The organism is Gottschalkia purinilytica (genome assembly GCF_001190785.1).
GTDB classification, from domain to species: domain Bacteria; phylum Bacillota; class Clostridia; order Tissierellales; family Gottschalkiaceae; genus Gottschalkia_A; species Gottschalkia_A purinilytica.
This window is the reverse complement of the sequence record NZ_LGSS01000014.1, coordinates 1-15161: the sequence shown is the minus strand read 5'-3', so window position 1 is coordinate 15161 and position 15161 is coordinate 1. Positions and strand designations below refer to the sequence as shown.

General features: G+C 28.4%; 15 protein-coding genes. 3 read left to right on the top strand and 12 right to left on the bottom strand.

What is annotated here, in order from left to right; translation table 11 throughout:
* Positions 1–278: 278 nt before the first annotated feature.
* Positions 279–1421 (top strand): phosphotransferase, encoded by a 1143-nt coding sequence (locus CLPU_RS12635; protein WP_050356035.1) that lies wholly within the window; start codon positions 279–281, stop codon positions 1419–1421.
* Between the two features lie 166 nt (positions 1422–1587).
* On the opposite strand, the gene CLPU_RS12630 is transcribed toward CLPU_RS12635, so the two are convergent.
* The 9 genes from CLPU_RS12630 to CLPU_RS12595 all read right to left on the bottom strand — a co-directional run bounded on the left by CLPU_RS12630 (position 1588) and on the right by CLPU_RS12595 (position 9692).
* The gene (locus CLPU_RS12630) at positions 1588–1917 is read right to left on the bottom strand and encodes a DUF6054 family protein (protein WP_050356034.1); all 330 of its coding nucleotides are present in this window, start codon (positions 1915–1917) and stop codon (positions 1588–1590) included.
* Positions 1918–2041: 124 nt separating this feature from the next.
* Entirely contained in the window at positions 2042–2497 is a 456-nt protein-coding gene (gene rlmH / locus CLPU_RS12625; protein WP_050356033.1) for a 23S rRNA (pseudouridine(1915)-N(3))-methyltransferase RlmH, read from the bottom strand.
* 19 nt (positions 2498–2516) lie between these two features.
* Entirely contained in the window at positions 2517–2684 is a 168-nt protein-coding gene (locus tag CLPU_RS16775) for a CxxH/CxxC protein (protein ID WP_082154225.1), read from the bottom strand.
* A gap of 169 nt (positions 2685–2853) precedes the next feature.
* The gene (htrA, locus tag CLPU_RS12620; protein ID WP_050356032.1) at positions 2854–4131 is read right to left on the bottom strand and encodes a serine protease HtrA; all 1278 of its coding nucleotides are present in this window, start codon (positions 4129–4131) and stop codon (positions 2854–2856) included.
* Between the two features lie 14 nt (positions 4132–4145).
* Positions 4146–4949 (bottom strand): MBL fold metallo-hydrolase, encoded by an 804-nt coding sequence (locus CLPU_RS12615; protein WP_050356031.1) that lies wholly within the window; start codon positions 4947–4949, stop codon positions 4146–4148.
* A gap of 153 nt (positions 4950–5102) precedes the next feature.
* Positions 5103–6359 (bottom strand): UDP-N-acetylglucosamine 1-carboxyvinyltransferase, encoded by a 1257-nt coding sequence (locus CLPU_RS12610; RefSeq protein WP_050356030.1) that lies wholly within the window; start codon positions 6357–6359, stop codon positions 5103–5105.
* Positions 6360–6787: 428 nt separating this feature from the next.
* The gene (locus CLPU_RS12605) at positions 6788–7864 is read right to left on the bottom strand and encodes a sensor histidine kinase (protein ID WP_050356029.1); all 1077 of its coding nucleotides are present in this window, start codon (positions 7862–7864) and stop codon (positions 6788–6790) included.
* 3 nt (positions 7865–7867) lie between these two features.
* Positions 7868–8557 (bottom strand): response regulator, encoded by a 690-nt coding sequence (locus CLPU_RS12600; protein ID WP_050356028.1) that lies wholly within the window; start codon positions 8555–8557, stop codon positions 7868–7870.
* 319 nt (positions 8558–8876) lie between these two features.
* On the bottom strand, positions 8877–9692 hold the full coding sequence (locus CLPU_RS12595; protein WP_050356027.1) for a peptidase MA family metallohydrolase: 816 nt from the start codon (positions 9690–9692) through the stop codon (positions 8877–8879).
* Between the two features lie 143 nt (positions 9693–9835).
* On the opposite strand from CLPU_RS12595, the gene CLPU_RS12590 reads away from it, so the two are divergent.
* Positions 9836–10447: a S8 family serine peptidase gene (locus CLPU_RS12590; protein WP_164492060.1), complete on the top strand. Its 612-nt coding sequence runs from the start codon at positions 9836–9838 to the stop codon at positions 10445–10447.
* 32 nt (positions 10448–10479) lie between these two features.
* On the opposite strand, the gene CLPU_RS17320 is transcribed toward CLPU_RS12590, so the two are convergent.
* The 3 genes from CLPU_RS17320 to CLPU_RS12580 all read right to left on the bottom strand — a co-directional run bounded on the left by CLPU_RS17320 (position 10480) and on the right by CLPU_RS12580 (position 13160).
* A complete protein-coding gene (locus tag CLPU_RS17320; RefSeq protein ID WP_157857734.1) occupies positions 10480–10653 on the bottom strand; it encodes a hypothetical protein in 174 nt (57 codons plus the stop codon).
* Positions 10654–10831: 178 nt separating this feature from the next.
* Positions 10832–11587 (bottom strand): polysaccharide deacetylase family protein, encoded by a 756-nt coding sequence (locus CLPU_RS12585; protein ID WP_050356026.1) that lies wholly within the window; start codon positions 11585–11587, stop codon positions 10832–10834.
* Between the two features lie 187 nt (positions 11588–11774).
* Positions 11775–13160 (bottom strand): MATE family efflux transporter, encoded by a 1386-nt coding sequence (locus CLPU_RS12580; RefSeq protein ID WP_235436181.1) that lies wholly within the window; start codon positions 13158–13160, stop codon positions 11775–11777.
* Between the two features lie 203 nt (positions 13161–13363).
* Here CLPU_RS12580 and CLPU_RS12575 point away from each other — a divergent pair, with 203 nt between their 5' ends.
* The gene (locus CLPU_RS12575; RefSeq protein WP_050356024.1) at positions 13364–14995 is read left to right on the top strand and encodes a recombinase family protein; all 1632 of its coding nucleotides are present in this window, start codon (positions 13364–13366) and stop codon (positions 14993–14995) included.
* Positions 14996–15161 lie beyond the last annotated feature (166 nt).

Below are 15161 nucleotides of genomic sequence, written 5' to 3'. Positions count from 1 at the left end.
AGAACAACTAGTTCCATTATAATTAATCATTGATTTACTATCTGTTATTTTTATATGAGACTATTTGATTACAAAATATAACAGTTAAAGCGTATCACAATGGACACGCTTTTTCCTAATATATTCGTATTATTATGTATTTCTCTCTTTGTTTTCTATATGTATTATACCACAAAATTTACCTTTTTTAAAGTCTATACATTCCTTACAAATTATATTATAATTTCATCCCTAAACTATAATATATGAAATTTTCTATCTCTAGGAGGTGTATATTATTGCACAATAAAATTGAGGAAAAGCTTAGAAACTATGACAAATTAAAATTATTAGATCTTATAAGTAAGTCATTCAACTCTAATGATATAACTAATATCACTTATAATTATACTCCTATAGTTAGTAGCAAAGGTGCTGCAACAGATGGAGTATATAGGGTTTATGGAAAAGCAAAAGTTAAATCTATAACTAAAGATTGGTCGTTTATACTTAAAGTTTTATCTTCAACACAAGTCGGTGAAACCGATATATGTCATCCCTTGTATTGGAAGCGTGAAGCTATTATTTATGATTCAACATTATTAGATACACTTCCGTCTAAACTAAAAGGTCCAAAGTGCTATAGTATTGAAAAACAAACAGATAATTCTATATGGTTATGGATGGAAGAGTTATCTGATGACTCTCTATGGTCCTTAGATCAATATTCTAAATCAGCAAAGATCTTAGGAAATTTTAATGGAGAATATATTTCTAAAAAAGCGATGCCTAATTATCCATGGTTAACTCAAAATGGGTCTCCAAGGGCTACATTACATCATTTATCCTGGATTAAAAAATCAATTGAAGATAAAGCCATATGGGAGCATCCTATGATACGTTCTGCATTTTCTAAATCTACTTCTAAACATTTAATTAAATTATGGAATGATAGTCCTTTTCTTTTAGACAAGCTTGAAACATTATCAGAAACTTTTTGTCATCTCGATGCTTTTAGGAGAAACATGTTCTTTTCACAAGACAATATACTAACACTTATTGACTGGTCTTACGCTGGTAAAGGTATTATAGGAACTGATATAAGTGATTTAGCATCTGCAAGTTTTAGTATGTTTGAAACAAATTTATCAAAACCCAACGATCTCTTTGATATAATACTTGAAAGCTATATAGATGGTTTAAAAGATGTTGGATGGAATGGATCATATGAGAAAATAAAGTTTGCTTTTTATACTATTTCAGCTTTAAAATATGGATGTTTGCTTATGTGGCTTCCTAATATATCAGATAAAACTAGTTATAAAATATGGGAACAAATATCTAAACACTCAATGGAAGAATATATACATCAGCAGGGAATACTAGTTAGTTATCTACTATCCTTATCTGATGAAGCCCGTAAGCTATACGAAATTATATGAGGATTTTAACATATAAATAATAATTTCATTCAATATACTATATTAAAATTATTATATCTATTTTAGATCATAAAAAAACTTATAATTTAAGATTAATTAATCTTAAATTATAAGTTTCCTTTATGATCTATTTATTTTAAATACACTATAGAATTAACTATATACGTTATTCTATTATATATTCTTTCAGAACACCTGAAACATATTCTATAACATTACCTGATGCTCCCCAGTCAAAATCAAATATTAAACCTTGGGAAGTCCCGGTAGATATTATTCTTATCTCTGTAAAATCTTTAAGGTTATCTACGATAATTATTACACTAACCTTTCTTTCTACTTTATAAAAAAATTTCTCATATATTAAAGTTCCTATATATTTTTCATTCTCTAATTGGTGAAACTCTTCGTGAACTAGATCTGAAAAATTATGCCCCTTAAGAACTTCAATTACTTTAGACGGTTCAATGCTCAATTTAAGTATTTTTTTACTCATTTTTTATACCACCCTTTTATTGTAATATGTCTCACTTTATTCAATATATTAAAAATCGAAATATTTAGACCACATATATTTCTAATTTTTTATAATAAAAGAATGATATTAGTAATAATGTAATTTATATTCTTATAAGTCTGTATATCTGTTCTAGAAGTATTAATCTCATCAGCTGATGAGGAAATGTCATCTTAGAAAACGATAATTTATAATTACTTCTTTTTAAAATATCATTTGACAGTCCTAGCGAACCACCTATTACAAAAGTTACATCTATATTTTCAGCTTCTTTTAATTTTTCCAACTTTTGAGAAAACTGATTTGATGTAATTTCATCACCATCTATTGTAAGTGATATAAGATAAGTATTTTCATTTATTCTGTTAAGTAACTTTTCTCCTTCTTTGTTCTTTATTATTTCTTCTTCTTGTTTACTTAAGTTTTCAGGAGCTTTTTCATCACTTACCTCTATAAATTGTATATTACAGTACTTTGAAATTTTCTTTGAATACTCTTCTATTCCTTTTTTCAAAAAATCTTCTTTTATTTTTCCAACTGATGCTATAGTTATATTCATAAGTCCTCCATATCTCGTTTTATACTACTAAAAACCTAGGTATCTTTTCACAAAATTCACAAGAATGTGGACTTGTCCAGTCTGTAAAACTTATTTTATTAAGTTCATAAATATCTGGCGATTGTTCATAGGTATCTATAAATTCTTCTAAGGCTACTTCTAAATGATCATTGCATACTACGTACATATAACCACTCCAAACCTACTATATTTTAAAACTATTATTTCCTATTTTATCATAATTCCATAGTATACTGCATAGTTCAACTAACACTACTTTTAATTAGTATTTTCAATTAATGCTATTTTTATGACTTATATTAAAAAAAGCTTAGCAAGTCAAACTTGCTAAGCTTTTATTGTCCATTAGATGGAGCCGCTTCTAAAGTAAGATTTTTTTCTATTTTCTTTCCATTTCTTACTATTCCAATTTTAACTTTGTCTCCTGGCTTGTAGCTATAAAGAAGCTTCTTTAACCCTCTTTGGGATTCTATTTTTTTATCATCTATACTAACTACTACATCTCCTGGTTGTAGTCCACTCTTAGCTGCTGGAGAATTTGGAACTATTTGCAATATATATGAACCTTTATCAATGTTAACATCAAGATTATATCTTTGTTTAACCTCATTTACGTCATATGATGATATTCCTATATATGCACTAGTATATTTTCCTTCTTTTATAACTTGCTCTACTATAGGTTTTGCTAAATTTATAGGTATAGCAAATCCAAGTCCTTCTGCTGAGCTAAGTTTCAATGTATTTATTCCTACAACTTCTCCTTTTGAATTTAAAAGTGGCCCTCCACTATTACCAGAGTTAATTGAAGCATCCGTTTGAATTAAGTTTTCTATTTTATCTCCACCTTGTGTTGTTATACTTCTATTAAGTCCACTTATAATTCCTGAAGTAACTGTTCTTTGGAATTCTAGTCCAAGTGGATTTCCTATAGCTACTGCTATTTCTCCTATATTTAACTTTTCTGCATCTCCTAAGTCTGCTACTGGAAGATTAGTAGCATCTACTTTTATAACTGCTAAGTCTAAAGCAACGTCATTCCAAAGTATTTTAGCTTGCTTTTTACTTCTATCTTCAAAAAGAACCGTTATGTTTTCAGCTTTCCCATCACCTACAACATGAGAGTTTGTAAGAATATATCCATTACTATCTACTATTACTCCTGATCCTACTCCTTGAACTTGTCTTTCTGACGCAAATGGAAAAAAGTCTTCTTTTATAGTTTCCACTGTTGTTATTCCTACAACTGACTTCATAGATTTCTTAGCAACTGCTTCTACTGTTGAAATATTATCTTTTGGTGTTATATTTATTTGTTGAGGATTTAATCCTTCGCCACCCTTATTATATCCTGTTCTTCCATATATTGAAGGAGCTACTAGTGAAAATATTAATCCCCCTATGATAGCTGATATTATAGATACTAATACATATGATAGATTACTTCTTTTTTTATTATTTCCGTTGTTAAAATTATTAGAATAATTATTATTTCCGCTTCTATAGTAAGTTTTATCTTCTTTCGATTCGTTATCGCTATTTAATAGTTGAAAGTTTACGTCATTATTTTTGTTTTCATCTTCATTAAAAAAGTTTTTATTTTCATTATCCATGACTTAAATACCTCCTAAAGATTTTTAAAGTCATAAACTTTCGTTGGCCTGTCTCTATATGTTGCTTCTAAAGATATATCTTTAAAAATATCTATACCCTTTTCTGTTAATATGTTAGCAACTGTTTGATATGCTAATTCAGGAAAATTATTTTCATTACTGATATGTCCAAGAATTATCTTTTCATTCTTTCCAGTAAGAATCTCTGTTAATAGCTTTCCTGCATCATCATTTGAAAGATGACCAAATTCTCCTAGTATTCTTCTTTTCAGAAACATAGGATAACTCCCTATTTTAAGCATTTCAGTATCATGATTTGATTCAATCATAAGCAAATTAGAATCTCTTATTTCTTTTTTTATATTTTCATTAATACAACCAGTATCTGTAACTATACTCATTTTTATTCCTTTATTATAGAAAGAATATCCTACAGGTTCTACAGCATCATGTGATATTTTAAAAGTAGACACTCCCAAGTCTCCTATTTCAAAATCACTTTCAGCTCCTATTACTCTTATATTCTCTTCTTTTATATTTCCTAATTCATTTTTCATACTTAACCAAGTATTTTCATTTGCATATATTGGCAGGTTAAATCTCCTTGATAGTATACCCGCTCCTTTTATATGATCCTTATGTTCATGAGTTATCAGTATACAGTCTATAGTAGTTGGATCTATGTCTATAGATGTTAACAAACCTTGAATCTTCTTCCCACTTAATCCTGCATCTAATAGTACTCTTACCTTTTCCGTTTCAATATATTGACAATTCCCACTACTCCCACTAGCTAGCGAGCAAAATTTAAAAGACATTGTTTATCCTCCATATTTTCTACTATATACTATATGTGTACTGTAATTTAAGTATGTGATTTAAGGATTAATAAATCCTTGATGAAACAATTATATCATAAAATTTACATAGTTATCAAAAAATAAAAAAAGCCGATGTTACTCGGCTATTTTTTATTCTTTAATCCTTCTTATCTTTGCACCTAGACTTATTAATTTGCTTTCTAAGCCCTCATATCCTCTATATATATGATATGGCTCTTCAATTTCTGTTATACCTTTTGACATAAGACCAGCTACAACTAATGCAGCACCTGCCCTTAAATCAGTAGCTTTAACTTGTGCTCCACTTAAATTTCCAACACCTTCTATTACAGCAACTCTTCCATCTACTTTTATATTTGCTCCCATTCTTTTTAATTCATCAATATACTTAAATCTACCTTCAAAAACACTTTCAGTTACTATACTAGTTCCCTTTGCTTTTGTAAGTAATACAGTCATAGGCTGTTGTAAATCAGTTGGGAATCCTGGATAAGGAAGTGTTTTAACATTTATCCCTTTTAAGTCACTATTTCCAATAACTCTAATTGAATCCCCATTTTCTATTACATCTACACCCATTTCTTTTAACTTCGCAGTTATAGATTCTAAGTGCTTAGGTATTACATTTTTTACTAGTATATCTCCTTCTGTACATGCAGCTGCAATCATATAAGTTCCAGCTTCTATTTGATCTGGTATTACACTATGTGTACATCCATGTAGTTTTTCTACTCCAACTATCTTTATAACATCTGTACCAGCGCCTCTTATATTAGCTCCCATTGCATTCAATAAATTAGCAACATCTACTATATGAGGTTCTTTTGCAGCATTTTCTATTATAGTTGTTCCTTCTGCCATAGTTGCTGCAAACATTATGTTAATAGTAGCACCTACACTTATAACGTCTAAGTAAATACTGGCACCTACGAGTTTTTCTGCTTTACATCTTATAACTCCATGGTCTACTTCTACTTTAGCTCCAAGTGCCTCAAAACCTTTTATATGTTGATCTATAGGTCTAGTACCTATATTACATCCTCCTGGATATGATATTTCTACTTCTTTAAATCTACCAAGTCCTGCTCCTAAAAGATAATAAGATGCTCTAATTTTATTAGATAATTCATATGGAGCCTTACACTCTTTTATGTTACTGGTATCTATAGTCATAGTACCATTATCTTTTATATCTATATCAGAACCTATTTCTTTCATTATCTCAGTAAGACAATATACATCATTTATTAATGGAAGATTCTCGATTACACATTTGTCACCTGCTAACAAAGTAGCCGGTATCATAGGAAGGGCTGCATTTTTGAACCCACTTATTTCAACTTCACCATTTAGTTTAATTCCGCCTTCTATAACTAACTTGTCCATACCATCCCACCGACTTAAGTCAGTTTTGCACCTCTCTTTCTACCTTTGCTTTATAACTTGTATTGTATTCTATTCTAACTCGCTTATTTTTCACTTTTAAACACAATTAACCAATATATATTATACTATAAAACAATGAGCCTGTGTTCCTATATTAATAAACAAAAAATAGAAGAAGTCCGTTACTTCTTCTATTTTCACTTATCCATTCAATCAAGAGCCAATTCTATTTAATAAAGTTACTTTAAATAGCAAATTATATCCAAATAAATATATTGGCTTTTATTTACAAGGGCTCGTAAATATCAACACTAAACAATAACTATAATATCATATATTTATTTTTCTATCTACTATTTAATAAAATGTTATTAATTTTTTTATATATGTCATATTTTTCAATATGTATTATCAATCTTAGATATTTTTTAATGTATATGCTCTATTTTTGGAATTATTATATTCACTTGTGTTCCTACATTATATTCACTCTTTATAGTTATACTTCCACCATGTTTTTTAACTATTTCTCTCGATATGTATAGTCCAAGTCCAGCTCCATCTATTATATCTTTGAAATCTTCTTCCCTTTCTTGTACTCTATAAAATCTTTCAAATACTCTCTCTATATCTTCATCCTTAATACCCATACCATTATCTATTATGGATATAATACTTTTGCTATCTTCTTCATACACTAATATTTCTATTTTTCCTTTTTCTTTTGTATATTTTATAGAATTAGTTAGTATATTTAATATTACTTGTTCCATAGCATTTTTATCTATATATATATTATTAATATTCTTAGAAATGTTTATTAAAATATTCTGTCTCTTAATTTTTGCCAATACCTCAATTTTAGTATATATCTTTTTTATAAACTCATTTACTGACACTTTTTCTTTTTCTAATGCAAATATGTCTCTATCTAATTTTGATATATGTAATAATTCTTTAACTATAGTAAACATTCTATCGCATTCTTCTTTAACTACAGATAGAAACTTCATTGATATTTCTTTATCTCTAAATTCATTATTATTCATTATATCTATTAGAGTTTCTATATATGCCTTTATTGTAGATATAGGTGTTTTCAACTCGTGAGAAACGTATCCTATATAATCATTACTATTTGATGGCTTTTCATTATTAATCCTTCTTAAATTTATGATTGACTTCTCATTATCATCTCCGTCAAAATAAGTATATTCAAACTTGTAATCTATTCCTTTTATATTTACTTCTAATTCAAAGTTATCTTTTAAATTCTTTATTATGTTTTCTACTTTTTCATCTTTTTTAGCAATCCTCAATATATCTTGAAGATTTAATTTAAATAAACTTTCATAGTTTATCCCAAGTATATTAGCAACTGATTTATTTCCACATATTATATTCCTATCTTTGTCAAATATTATTATGCCGCTATCAATATTATTAATAATATTATCTAAAATGTCTTCTTGAAAAATATTTGAAGACTTTTTATTCTTCAACATTTATCAAATCCTCCTGAAATAATATCCAACACCTCTTTTTGTAAGTATATGTTTATATTTGCCTGATTGATTTTCTACTTTTTCCCTTAACCTTCTTATAGTAACATCGACAGTCCTTATATCTCCATAATGTTCATATCCCCATACTTCTTCTAATAATTGCTCCCTTGAAAATACTTTTTCAGATCTTAATGCTAAAAACTTAAGTAATTCAAACTCCCTTAAAGTAAGATTTATAACTTGTCCATCTTTTTTTACTTCATATTTTGATATATCTATTACCAAATCCTCTGAAGCTATTATGTTGCTTTTTTTAGGTAAGTTTAGATATTCTAGTCTTCTTAAGTTAGCCTTCACCCTGGCGACCAACTCTTTAATACCAAATGGCTTTGTAATATAGTCATCTGCCCCAAGATCTAACCCCTGTACTTTATGTTCCTCATCTTCTTGGGAAGTAACTATTATTACTGGAGTAATTGTTTTTTTCCTTATTTCCTTTAATACTTGAAATCCATCTTTTTTAGGAAGAATAATATCCAGTAAGATTAAGTCTGGACAGCAGTCAAATGCTTTTTTTATAGCATCGCCACCATCATGTGATAGGATTACTTCAAAATCTTCTTTTTCTAAATTAAATTTGATTACGTTTGCCATGTGTCTTTGATCATCTACTACTAATATTCTCCTTTTCATAATCCCTATACCACCTCGTAACATCAGTTAATTTTTTGTATAATTAGTTATATTATGTCGATTTATTAATATTTATTCTATTAGTATAACTAATTTCCTCCTTTGAATATGATAGTTATCAATGTAATTATTTAACTATTAAATTTTTACTATTACTTAGTGCTAAAGTCTCATATACAAGTATTTAACTTTTATAGTATAATTTTCTTAGAATAGCGTAGTATTCTGTAAATATATTTCATAAATCTCCATCCCCCATTAATTTGAAGATATGTATGAAATTATGTAAAAAAGACAGCCCTTTAAAAGGCTGTCTTTTTTATCTGATTTCGTATAAATTCACTTTAAATACAGCTTCAGTCACTTTATTTAATCTATTACCTTTTCCCAGGGAATACAACATGTTGTTCAATTTTTCGACTCCCCATTTATCCGACATATTTTTTACTATATTAAATGATTTTCTATATGCTACTTCTTGATTTAGTTCATTGAATCTTTCTTCAAGATCTTCTATTGATATATAGTCATCATTCATATCTTTTCCCCATTCAGATCCAGTAATTTTATATTCTGCATATAATGCTACCCCTTCTGTAAGCCACATAGGGTAATTTCCATTTGTGATTTCATCTACAATATAATGTGCTATCTCATGGACTACTGGACCGTCTTTTTCATATATCTCTTCAAAGTTGTCATCATCTTCTATCCACTCTTCAGGAGGAAGAATATGAACGACACCACCATAATAAACTCCTATAGGATAAGATCCATCATTTAACCCAGTGTTTTTCATCATCTCATCCCCATTTTTATAGAGTATCATTTCTATCTTGTTCTTAGGAGCATGTCTAAATAATTTAATCATATCATTATAATACTTCTCTGCTATTTCTAATGACATTAAAGCATTTTGTGACTGACTCTCATCATATCTTATTATAAAATTATCAGTTTCTATTTTTTCATAATCTTTTACGTTAGATGTTATTGCGAATTTTTGAGTGGATTTAATTATTGGATAAAAATATACTAATAATTGTTCACGAAATAGGGTAGTTGTGAATAATATTATTAATATTGATATAATTAAAGTTTTCAATATATTTTTTTGTGTTTTAAATATCCTCATACATAGCTCCCCCTTTCTAAATAAGTATGTAAGAGGGAATTCCATTATAACACAACATTATGTAAACTTCACTGTAAAATTTAACTTAAATTAACCTTTTAATAGGTAATTGCATAAATTTAATATATGGGAAGGTGAATGAAATGAGAAGAGTGAGTAATTTGAAAATTTGTCCTGTTGTTAGTGCGAAACTAAATTCTAGATCTAAAGAAGAAATTCCTGTTATAATATGTGTTAAGGATAATGATAGCGATACGCTAAGTAGTATGGTTTTTGGTATGTCTGGAAAGGTAAGACACCACCTTCCTCTAGTTGGTGGTATTGCTTGTCATCTTAGTTTAGACGCTATAAACAGGCTATCCAGACACCCAAATATTGAGTATATATGCTTTGACTCTAAAGTGTTTGCTTTATTAGATATAGCAAGCCCTTCAGTAGGAGCTCCTATTTCATATGAAAGAGGTTATACTGGAAAAGGGGTGACTGTAGCTGTTATAGACACTGGTGTTGCTCCTCATGCGGACTTAGTAAAACCTAGAAATAGAATTGTAGGATTTAAAGATTTTGTAAATAATAAGACATCTCCTTATGATGATAACGGTCATGGTACACATGTTTCAGGTATTATAGGCTCAAATGGGTATTCATCAAATGGAAAATATATGGGTATAGCTCCAGAAGCAAATATTTTAGCAATTAAAGCACTAGATGAAACAGGTGGAGGTAATACCTCGGATATAGTTTCTGCAATATAAGTATAAAAGTAATGATTTCTTAATCTCATATACTAACTTAAAATCGACTTAACTTCGTTAATAAGTATATTATATGCCTCTTCCCTTACCCCCTCAGAAAGTCTATCTATTCTTAATTTTATCACTTCTATTAAAGCCTCTATAATAAGTTCTTCCAAAATCTCTTTATTTTCTATATTAGTGACTATATTTATTGTCTTTTTCATTTTATCCCTCCCATATATGTCTATGAATATACGGGTTTGTACTATTTGTTCTTTTAAAATTAAAACAAAAAATAAATATAGCAAAATTCCTTTAATCTTATATTTTAAACTATAATTAAATCATAAGATTTGGAGTTTTGCTATTTAGATTTTTCATATAAAGCCTCTATTTATGTATCTATAAATTTAATAGTTCTGATATTGTTACAAATTCATACCCCATTTCAGTTAATTTTGGTATGATAGTTTTTAATGCTTCCACTGTATGGCTTTCCTTTTCATTATGATCATGTAGTAGTATTATATCTCCATTCTTTATTTTAGTAGTAACTATTTCTACTATATGATCTACTCCTGGACTGCTCCAATCTTTAGGATCTTGATAATAAGTCCATAATACTATTTTTAGGTCCATTTCCTTTGACATATTAATAATTTTTCCATTGTATAGTCCATAAGGTGGTCTAAGTAACTTAGGATTTTCTCCTGTTATATTTTTTACGATTTCCTGAGTTTTTATTATCTCAGCTTTTATTTCTTCTATACTACTTTTCTCTACGTTTATATGACTATATGAATGGTTTCCTATCTCATGACCCTCTTTTTTCATCCTTAAAATAATATCTGGATATTTTTCAGCATGTTTTCCTAGTACAAAAAAATTAGCTTTTACATTATGTTTCTTTAGTACATCTAATATTTGAGGAGTGTATACCGGATTAGGCCCATCATCAAATGTAAGTGTAACCATTTTTCTATCTCTAGGACCGTGCTTTACTAAATTTGTACTATTATCTAGTTCCTCTATATTATTATTTTGTATTTCATTATGAGTAATCATCTCTTTACCTGGTTTAACAAACACCAAAAGTGAAGTAGTAATAATAACTGCTAAAAAGCTCATAATTAATGTTCTTATTTTTACTTCAATCATATTATATCTCCTCTTTTAATTTAATTTTATTAATTTGCTAAATAACTAGCATATAGAATATATACACCACTCTAAGTTTCAGCAGTTTATCATGCCAAGTAAAATAAAAGCATAATAACAAAGGACATATTAAAATATTATTCTAATATCTTTGTCATTATGCTTTTTATGTTATTATTATTGATTTTTATACAGTATCAGTAACTCTTTTTATCCATTTACCTGTTCTTAGTCTTGATACTGAGAAGTAGCACTTAACTATCTCCTCTACTGTTAAAAGTCCAACTACCCAATATACTGGCCACTTTAAGACAAATGCTCCTATAAATGATAGTGGAACACCTATTCCCCACATAGTAAATGCTTCTATCTTAAGACTATATTTTGCATCTCCACCACCTCTTAGTACTCCAACAATTAAGATTATGTTTATTGATCTTATTGCGAAAACAAAAGCTACAACATACAAAATCATTTTAGCATAATATCTTACTATATCTGGTATATTAAATAGCGATACTATGAAACCAGCACTTAATGCAAGTAGTATAGATGCTACTATTCCTATAATGGCTGTCAAAGCAGTCGATTGATATCCATATCTCATGGCTTTTTCTTTATTCCCTGCTCCTGTTTCTTTTCCTATCATAACTACTGAGGCAGCCGCCATACCAAATACGAAAACTAAAAATAAATTTTGCACGGTATTATATATTTGTATAGCAGCTATAGCACTAGTACCCATATGACCATATACTATAGAATATACTACTGAACCCAATCCCCAGCAGAGCTCATTTAATACAACATCTATTACAACTCCAAATATTTTTTTTGAAAACTTCATGTTAAAAGAAAATAAATCAGATAGTTTTCCCCATAACACTTTATTAGTTTTATATAGATAGATTATAAGTACAAAGGATTCTACTCCTCTTGCTATAAGAGTTCCTAAAGCTGCTCCTTTAACTCCCATTGGAGTAAATCCTGCTTTTCCAAATATAAATATATAATTTAATACACTATTACATATTAATGCTAAAAAACTTGCAGCCATAGGTGGCACTGTTTTCTCTACACTTCTTGAAGCTGCTGCTACTGCAAATGTTATAGCTGTAAAAGTGTAACTTAAAGATACTAATCGTATATATTCACTTCCTAATTTTATTACCTGTGGATCTTTATTAAATATAGAAATTATAGCTGATGGAGCTATTAAGATAAGTGCGGTAAAAACTAAAGATATTGTTGTTACAACAGAAATACAAAGTCCTAAAACTCTTCTTATATTTTTTTCATCTTTTACTCCCCAATATTGAGCTATAAATACTCCACATCCGCTGCAGCATGCCATTATTAAGATACTATATAAAAGAAATACTTGGTTTGCTATACCTACTGCAGCAATTTCTGCCTCCCCTAGCCGTCCTACCATAAGTGTATCTACGATATTTACAGAAGATGTAATAAGGTTTTGTATTACTATAGGAGCAGCTATTTTAAATAAAATCTTGTAATAATCCCTATCCTTAAATAAACCATTTAATGTATCTGGTAGCATACTCGTTTTCACTCTCCTTTACCTTCAGCTTTAATGTTTATTACCACTAATTACTTAATTTCAATCACTTCATTATGATCTTTAAAATTAATCTCAGGTTCCTATATCAGCTTATCCTTTTAGTATATCGTTGTAAATAGTAAAGTTTTAAATATTTTAAATTAAACTAACAAATATTAAAATCAAATCTTCATATAATTAAATGAGGTGGTACTATGAAAATAGCTATATATTCAAGAAAGTCTAAGCTTACTAACAAAGGTGAATCTACTCAAAACCAAATTCAATTATGTGAAGAATATGCTAATAAACATTTTAAAGTCGATGAATTCATAATATACGAAGATGAAGGATTTTCTGGTGGAAGTTCTGATAGACCTCAATATAAAAAAATGATTAGAGATGCCAATAAAAAAAAATTTAATATACTCATGTGTTATAGATTAGATAGAATTAGTAGAAGTATATCTGATTTTTCAAATACTATAGAACTTCTTCAGTCAAATAATATATCTTTTATTTCTATAAGAGAACAATTTGATACTTCTACACCTATGGGAAGAGCTATGATGTATATTGCTAGTGTATTCGCACAATTAGAACGTGAAACTATAGCAGAGCGTATAAAAGATAACATGTTAAGGCTCTCACGCTCTGGTAGATGGTTAGGTGGAAAAACTCCTACTGGATATGGATCAGAGCCCATAGAATATTATGATGAAAATATGAACAAAAAAGTAATGTATAAGCTAAAGGAAATTCCTAAAGAAATAAGCATAGTTAAAATGATTTTTAAAAAATATTTAGAGCTTAAAAGTCTAAATCAAGTTGAAGTTTGGTCTGTTACAAATAATATTAAAACTCCTAATGGTAATTATTTTGATGTTACTGGAGTTAGAGGCATACTAACCAATATGGTATACGTAAAAGCTGATGAAAACATGTATAAATACTGTCGTTCTCTTAATATGGATATAGCTAGTGATAAATCTGAGTTTGATGGCATACATGGTCTTATGGTATATAACAAAACAATAGAAAAAAAAGGTAGGGCAAATAAACTAAGATGTCACTCTGAGTGGATAGTTGCAGTAGGAAAACACAAAGGTATAATATCCTCTACCGACTTTATCTCTACTCAAAATCTAATACAAAACAATAAATTAAAATCTCCTAAAACAATCTCCAGTAAAATAGGACTATTGAGTACCTTTTTAAAATGTAATATATGTGAAAGTAAAATGAGAACTATATATGGTAATAAAAGAAAAGATGGTACTAGATCCCACTATTATAAGTGTAAATTAAAAGAAATCTCAAGAGGACTTAAGTGTAACTCAAAAAATCTACCAGGTAAAGAAGTTGATAAGTTAGTTTTAAACGAAATAAGAAAATTAAATCTTGACTATAATAAACTACTTAAATCTCTACTTAAAAAGAAAGATTATATAATATCTCTTAATGACTTATATGCTACCAAATCTTCTACTCTAGAAAAAGAAGTTCAAAAGTATGAAAGAATGATAGAAAATTTGACCCTAAAGCTTAGTGAAACCCTCGATTCTAAATCTAGTAAATATATTATAAGTCAGATAGAAGCTCTTGATAAAAAGATAAATGAAGTAAAAATAAGTATAGAAAAAATAAACAAGGAAAAAAAATTTACTCTTAATGAATTAAAAACTTTAGAATCTCTCAAAGATCTTGTTAGATCCTTTAATAAAAGTATATATGAGTTTGAATATGAAGAAAAAGTGATTTTACTTTCTAAATTAGTAAATGATATCATATGGGACGGAAATAACTTGGAAATAAGGTTTTCTAGTGAATTAAATAAAAATAGCTAATAATTACTTTTTAACATGTATAGTTTCTGCTATACAATGGGTAATTGAGACAAAGGATAAGTATAATACAAAAATACTGAACTTATCATTAGGTAGTCCTGCTAATAATCCTCTTAATACTGATCCATTAGTTAGAGCTGTTGAAAAAGCTGTTAACTCAGGATTA

What these genes read in the sequence shown, in the direction of transcription:
- CLPU_RS16775 (WP_082154225.1), bottom strand. Translation starts at nt 2,684, where the DNA reads ATGTACGTAGTATGCAATGATCATTTAGAAGTAGCCTTAGAAGAATTT.
- CLPU_RS12630 (WP_050356034.1), bottom strand. Translation starts at nt 1,917, where the DNA reads ATGAGTAAAAAAATACTTAAATTGAGCATTGAACCGTCTAAAGTAATT.
- CLPU_RS12610 (WP_050356030.1), bottom strand. Translation starts at nt 6,359, where the DNA reads ATGGACAAGTTAGTTATAGAAGGCGGAATTAAACTAAATGGTGAAGTT.
- CLPU_RS12590 (WP_164492060.1), top strand. Translation starts at nt 9,836, where the DNA reads ATGAGAAGAGTGAGTAATTTGAAAATTTGTCCTGTTGTTAGTGCGAAA.
- CLPU_RS12600 (WP_050356028.1), bottom strand. Translation starts at nt 8,557, where the DNA reads ATGAAAAGGAGAATATTAGTAGTAGATGATCAAAGACACATGGCAAAC.
- CLPU_RS12575 (WP_050356024.1), top strand. Translation starts at nt 13,364, where the DNA reads ATGAAAATAGCTATATATTCAAGAAAGTCTAAGCTTACTAACAAAGGT.
- CLPU_RS12615 (WP_050356031.1), bottom strand. Translation starts at nt 4,949, where the DNA reads ATGTCTTTTAAATTTTGCTCGCTAGCTAGTGGGAGTAGTGGGAATTGT.
- CLPU_RS12605 (WP_050356029.1), bottom strand. Translation starts at nt 7,864, where the DNA reads ATGTTGAAGAATAAAAAGTCTTCAAATATTTTTCAAGAAGACATTTTA.
- htrA (WP_050356032.1), bottom strand. Translation starts at nt 4,131, where the DNA reads ATGGATAATGAAAATAAAAACTTTTTTAATGAAGATGAAAACAAAAAT.
- CLPU_RS17320 (WP_157857734.1), bottom strand. Translation starts at nt 10,653, where the DNA reads ATGAAAAAGACAATAAATATAGTCACTAATATAGAAAATAAAGAGATT.
- rlmH (WP_050356033.1), bottom strand. Translation starts at nt 2,497, where the DNA reads ATGAATATAACTATAGCATCAGTTGGAAAAATAAAAGAAGATTTTTTG.
- CLPU_RS12585 (WP_050356026.1), bottom strand. Translation starts at nt 11,587, where the DNA reads ATGATTGAAGTAAAAATAAGAACATTAATTATGAGCTTTTTAGCAGTT.
- CLPU_RS12595 (WP_050356027.1), bottom strand. Translation starts at nt 9,692, where the DNA reads ATGAGGATATTTAAAACACAAAAAAATATATTGAAAACTTTAATTATA.